General features: G+C 41.9%; 5 protein-coding genes. 1 reads left to right on the top strand and 4 read right to left on the bottom strand.

Features of this window, described 5'->3' with window-relative positions:
- Positions 1-46: 46 nt before the first annotated feature.
- From raiA to Q0277_RS01145, 4 genes are read right to left on the bottom strand one after another with little or no spacing between them, the layout of a single operon-like run.
- Positions 47-589 (bottom strand): ribosome-associated translation inhibitor RaiA, encoded by a 543-nt coding sequence (raiA, locus tag Q0277_RS01160; protein ID WP_297882144.1) that lies wholly within the window; start codon positions 587-589, stop codon positions 47-49.
- A 15-nt stretch (positions 590-604) separates the two neighbouring features.
- Positions 605-1,138, bottom strand: coding sequence for a hypothetical protein (locus tag Q0277_RS01155; protein ID WP_297994703.1), 534 nt, complete (start codon positions 1,136-1,138; stop codon positions 605-607).
- Positions 1,138-2,211: a type II secretion system protein gene (locus Q0277_RS01150; protein ID WP_297994700.1), complete on the bottom strand. Its 1,074-nt coding sequence runs from the start codon at positions 2,209-2,211 to the stop codon at positions 1,138-1,140. Before Q0277_RS01150 ends, Q0277_RS01155 begins: the two co-directional genes overlap by 1 nt.
- Positions 2,212-2,220: 9 nt before the next feature.
- Entirely contained in the window at positions 2,221-2,976 is a 756-nt protein-coding gene (locus Q0277_RS01145; RefSeq protein ID WP_297994697.1) for a type II secretion system protein, read from the bottom strand.
- A gap of 252 nt (positions 2,977-3,228) precedes the next feature.
- Between Q0277_RS01145 and bamD the strand changes: the two genes are divergently transcribed.
- Positions 3,229-3,876, top strand: coding sequence for an outer membrane protein assembly factor BamD (bamD, locus tag Q0277_RS01140; protein WP_295152470.1), 648 nt, complete (start codon positions 3,229-3,231; stop codon positions 3,874-3,876).
- Positions 3,877-3,911 lie beyond the last annotated feature (35 nt).

The following is a 3,911-nucleotide window of genomic DNA, read 5'->3' as shown; positions in this document are numbered from 1 at the left end:
AAAATTCTAAAATTCTAAAATTCTAAAATTCTAAAATTCTAAAATTCTAAAATAAGCCGAATTTACCGTCCTTGCGCTTATAAAGCACACGCATTTTAGCATCCATATCGTTAAAGACCAAGAACTGATCGGTACTTTCTTTAAGCTTATTTAGCGCCTCATCGATCTCTAGCGGCTTATATAGATCCAGCTCGGTAGGGACGATCTCATCAACTTCATCGTTTAAATTTGGCTTATTGGCACCGACCGCATTATCTACGGCGTTTTGTTTCATTTCGTCGCGATTTTTATGAGAATTTACCTTATCGTGGTATCTGCGTAGAACTTTTGAAGCGCGATCTACGATGAGATCGACGGCGGCATAGAGATCTTTATCTTTTTGACGCACGACGATAGTGTCTTGATGCGCTAAATTTAATGAGAAATCTACCACGAAGCCCTTTTTACCCTGCTTCTCGTCAGCAGAAATTACACAACGCCCCGAGATGATGTCGAGATTATATTTTTCTAGCGTCTCAAATGCGTTTTCTACATAATTTTTAATAGCTTCTGTTAGCTCAAACTGCTTACCTACGATATTTAAATTCATCGCCTCTCCTTTACATTATGGTTTTTGAATAGTGCGCCTATGATACGTAATCTGCGGCCTCCCCATAACCGCTACGTTAGATTTTACTACTACATCTACGAGTGCGGCATGACTTAAAATTTTACCTACGCTGCCATTTGCAAGTGTTTCGGACGAGCCTTGCCCAAAATTACTATAAGCGACGGTATGATTGCCGGGCGCACCCAGCTGTGTATCGAAATATCCGAATGTCACGGTGATATCAAACATCTTTTGAGCTGGATCATTTGACGGATACACAAGAGTAATCGTATTTAGTGTAGGATTAGTCGCAGCTGTAGCGTTCTTCTCCTTAAGCTCAGTAGTTAGATACTGGTGCTTTTGCATAGCAAGGACTGCTAACTCCGTAGCGCTCTGAGCTAGCAGTAGCGCCTGCTCTCTGCCTTGAATATTATTGACATCGCGAGCCGTCATAGACGCGATAGATAGTGCCGTAATCGCCGTAGTCGCTACAATGATGATAAAAAATATGGCTGCTACTAGAGCGAAGCCCTTTTGCATAGTTTTCATTAGTACACCACCTGTGCTTTACAAACGTTTAGATCCAACTCTGCGGGATCGAAATTTCTGCCGTCGTCTCTCATACATAGCTTAAGCGCAACGGCACCGTTATCATCCTTAAATTTAAACAAGCTCACATCCTCGGCTAGTAGCGAGCTACTAGCAGTGTCATATGAGTGCGCATCATCTGCAACAGTGCTCCATGGACGATAGTTATATTTTAAAACTAAATCAAAATTCTTACTTAATACATTACCAGCATTATCTCTCATATATACAATACTATCCCTACCCCCTAAATCTGGAACAATCGCGTAGGCGCTATGAGCTATATAGTACTGCTCGGAGAATTCCTGCGATTTATCGTTATTTGGATTTAATGGATATTGGTTGATAGTAATAGTTTCGCTTTCTTTATTATTGGTACCCGTAGTACTAGGAGTGCCTACGGCGATCAGCACGCGATTGCTACCGTTCACGTCGACCTTTCTATCGTAACCAAAACCTATACCTACGCTAGTAGGAGAGGCATCATTCGTAACAACCCTAAAGATAACAGCAACCTGAGTATTATTAGACGGAGTGTTATACGCAGTAGCCCTTAAATTTCCAACTATATTAGCCACTTGTGGAAAATCACTACCCAAGGATACCATATTAAATTCAGCCCTAGTATTTCCAATGTAGCCTGCATCTTCTGTACCTGCTTTCCATTTGTCATCTCGGAGTTGAGACATCGACATGAAGCCACTCCAACCGGGAGTTCTCTTATTTATATTTCTCGTCTCTACGCTTTGTCCGATCCACTCTAATATATCGTATTTAGGATCAGTAAGACCACTAATCGGTACAAACTCATTTGAGCTAAATTCCCTGCCTATAGTACTGCTTTTTATTCTATCCTCTAAGCGATTTGTGATCAGCATCATCGCATTTTGCGTTCTAGCTTCCAGCTGATTTACTGCACGTACATGAACATAGGATTTATATATCTTTGTGTATAGATCAGCGCCGAACATCGAGATGATACCTAATACTACGATAACAAATACAAGCTCTATAAGGGTGAAACCTTTTTTCATCTCGCGCTCCTATCGGGAATATCGTCTAGTGACGGCTGTCTGAACGCCGACGCCGATATTGGATAAAAACGCTTTTAAAACTACTGATTTGGCAGTACCATCTTTAGCTACGGCATCGTTTAGATCCGTGGCGGCAACCCTAACCATCTTTATATTGGTAGGGGAGCCATTGGCTGGTTGATCACTAAGGGTTCCGTTTATATCGGTACCCTTAGCATAATCTTCCGCAGTAAAAGGCTCTGCTACATAATCTACGTCGACATTAATTCCAGTATTAAGAATAAAATCACCCTTACTACTAGAGCCCACTAAATCACCTACTGTCATTTGAGTAGTAAATTTATCGTAGTCATCAACATCGTTATAGCGACCGCCGCCGAAAGAAATTCTATTATCTCCTTTGCCGAATTGCCCTTTCGTAGCCGGAGCTTGAGTGCTGACCTCGCGCTTACTAGCTTCATCTAAAATTCCCGGTCTAGCTTCCATAGTGCTATTATCCGGTAACTTTATCGATGGATTTACCGATAAAATTCTTTTCATGCAGCCAGTATCGCCTCCGCAGCTAGCATCTCCTGCGTATGCGCTATCCCACTGCGCCTTAGATATACGAGACATAAAAGCTTTAGCGTTATATACGAGCTCCTCTTTGATCGCAAGGGCATTTAGCTCGGTCGTCTGCGCGACGATACGCGGGATCGCCATCGTCGTGATCGCCAAAATTACGATAGTAAAGATCAGCTCAATTAGAGTAAAACCTTTTTTCATCTTACATCCTTTCTTTAAAATTTTGAAATTACGGAAACGCAAACTTACTCTGCGTTATCGGCGCTAATTATACTATTGTTAAACTTAAATTTAGAATTTATCGCGTAAATTTTTTTGGTTTACAAAGATTTTTAAGCCCGAACGCACAAAAATTTTAAAGAAATTCCATTTTTAAATTTGAACGCGGAATTTAAGCTTGCATTTACTCAAAGACTATAAAATTACGAGCTAAATAAATTCCAAGGATTTTTTATGACAAATCTAAGTAAAATTCTATCCGCTCTCCTATTTATCGCGTTTATCGGCGGCTGCAGTGGCAAAGGTGACGGCGAGCTTTTTAATCTAAGCCCCGAGGCATGGTATTCTAAAATTTTAGAAGATATAAACAACGCCAGCATGGAGGATGCCGAGAAGCACTACACTAGCTTTTCTAGCGAGCATATCGCCTCTCCGCTGCTTGAGGAGATGACGCTCATTATGGCGTGGGCATTCGTGGAGGATGAAAACTACGAGAAAGCAAACAAATACCTAGACGAATATATCCGCCTCTACGGTACGACGCAAAAGATCGAATACGCGAGATTTCTAAAGATCAGAGCAAATTTCGACTCCTTTAGCCGCCCAAATCGCAACCAAAAGCTAATGCTAAACAGCATCGACGAAATTCGAAAATTTATAGCTGAATACCCGCAGAGCGAGTATCGTCCGCTTCTTGAGACGATGCTAACGAAGCTAAGGCTTGCCGAGCATCAGCTAAATATCGACATCAAAGACCTTTACCAGCGCACCGACCGCGAAAGTTCTGCCAAAATTTACGAGCAGCGCATCGAAGAATCCCCGCTAAACGGCACCGACGTCATTAAACCGCGCTCGCCTTGGTATCGCGCGATTTTTGAGTAGGAGGAGCGATGCAACTGATGCAAAATACAACCTTC

The organism is uncultured Campylobacter sp. (genome assembly GCF_938030815.1).
Taxonomy (GTDB): Bacteria; Campylobacterota; Campylobacteria; order Campylobacterales; family Campylobacteraceae; genus Campylobacter_B.
This window is presented reverse-complemented; position numbering and strand designations above follow the sequence as displayed.

What these genes read in the sequence shown, in the direction of transcription:
- bamD (WP_295152470.1), top strand. Translation starts at nt 3,229, where the DNA reads ATGACAAATCTAAGTAAAATTCTATCCGCTCTCCTATTTATCGCGTTT.
- Q0277_RS01155 (WP_297994703.1), bottom strand. Translation starts at nt 1,138, where the DNA reads ATGAAAACTATGCAAAAGGGCTTCGCTCTAGTAGCAGCCATATTTTTT.
- Q0277_RS01145 (WP_297994697.1), bottom strand. Translation starts at nt 2,976, where the DNA reads ATGAAAAAAGGTTTTACTCTAATTGAGCTGATCTTTACTATCGTAATT.
- raiA (WP_297882144.1), bottom strand. Translation starts at nt 589, where the DNA reads ATGAATTTAAATATCGTAGGTAAGCAGTTTGAGCTAACAGAAGCTATT.
- Q0277_RS01150 (WP_297994700.1), bottom strand. Translation starts at nt 2,211, where the DNA reads ATGAAAAAAGGTTTCACCCTTATAGAGCTTGTATTTGTTATCGTAGTA.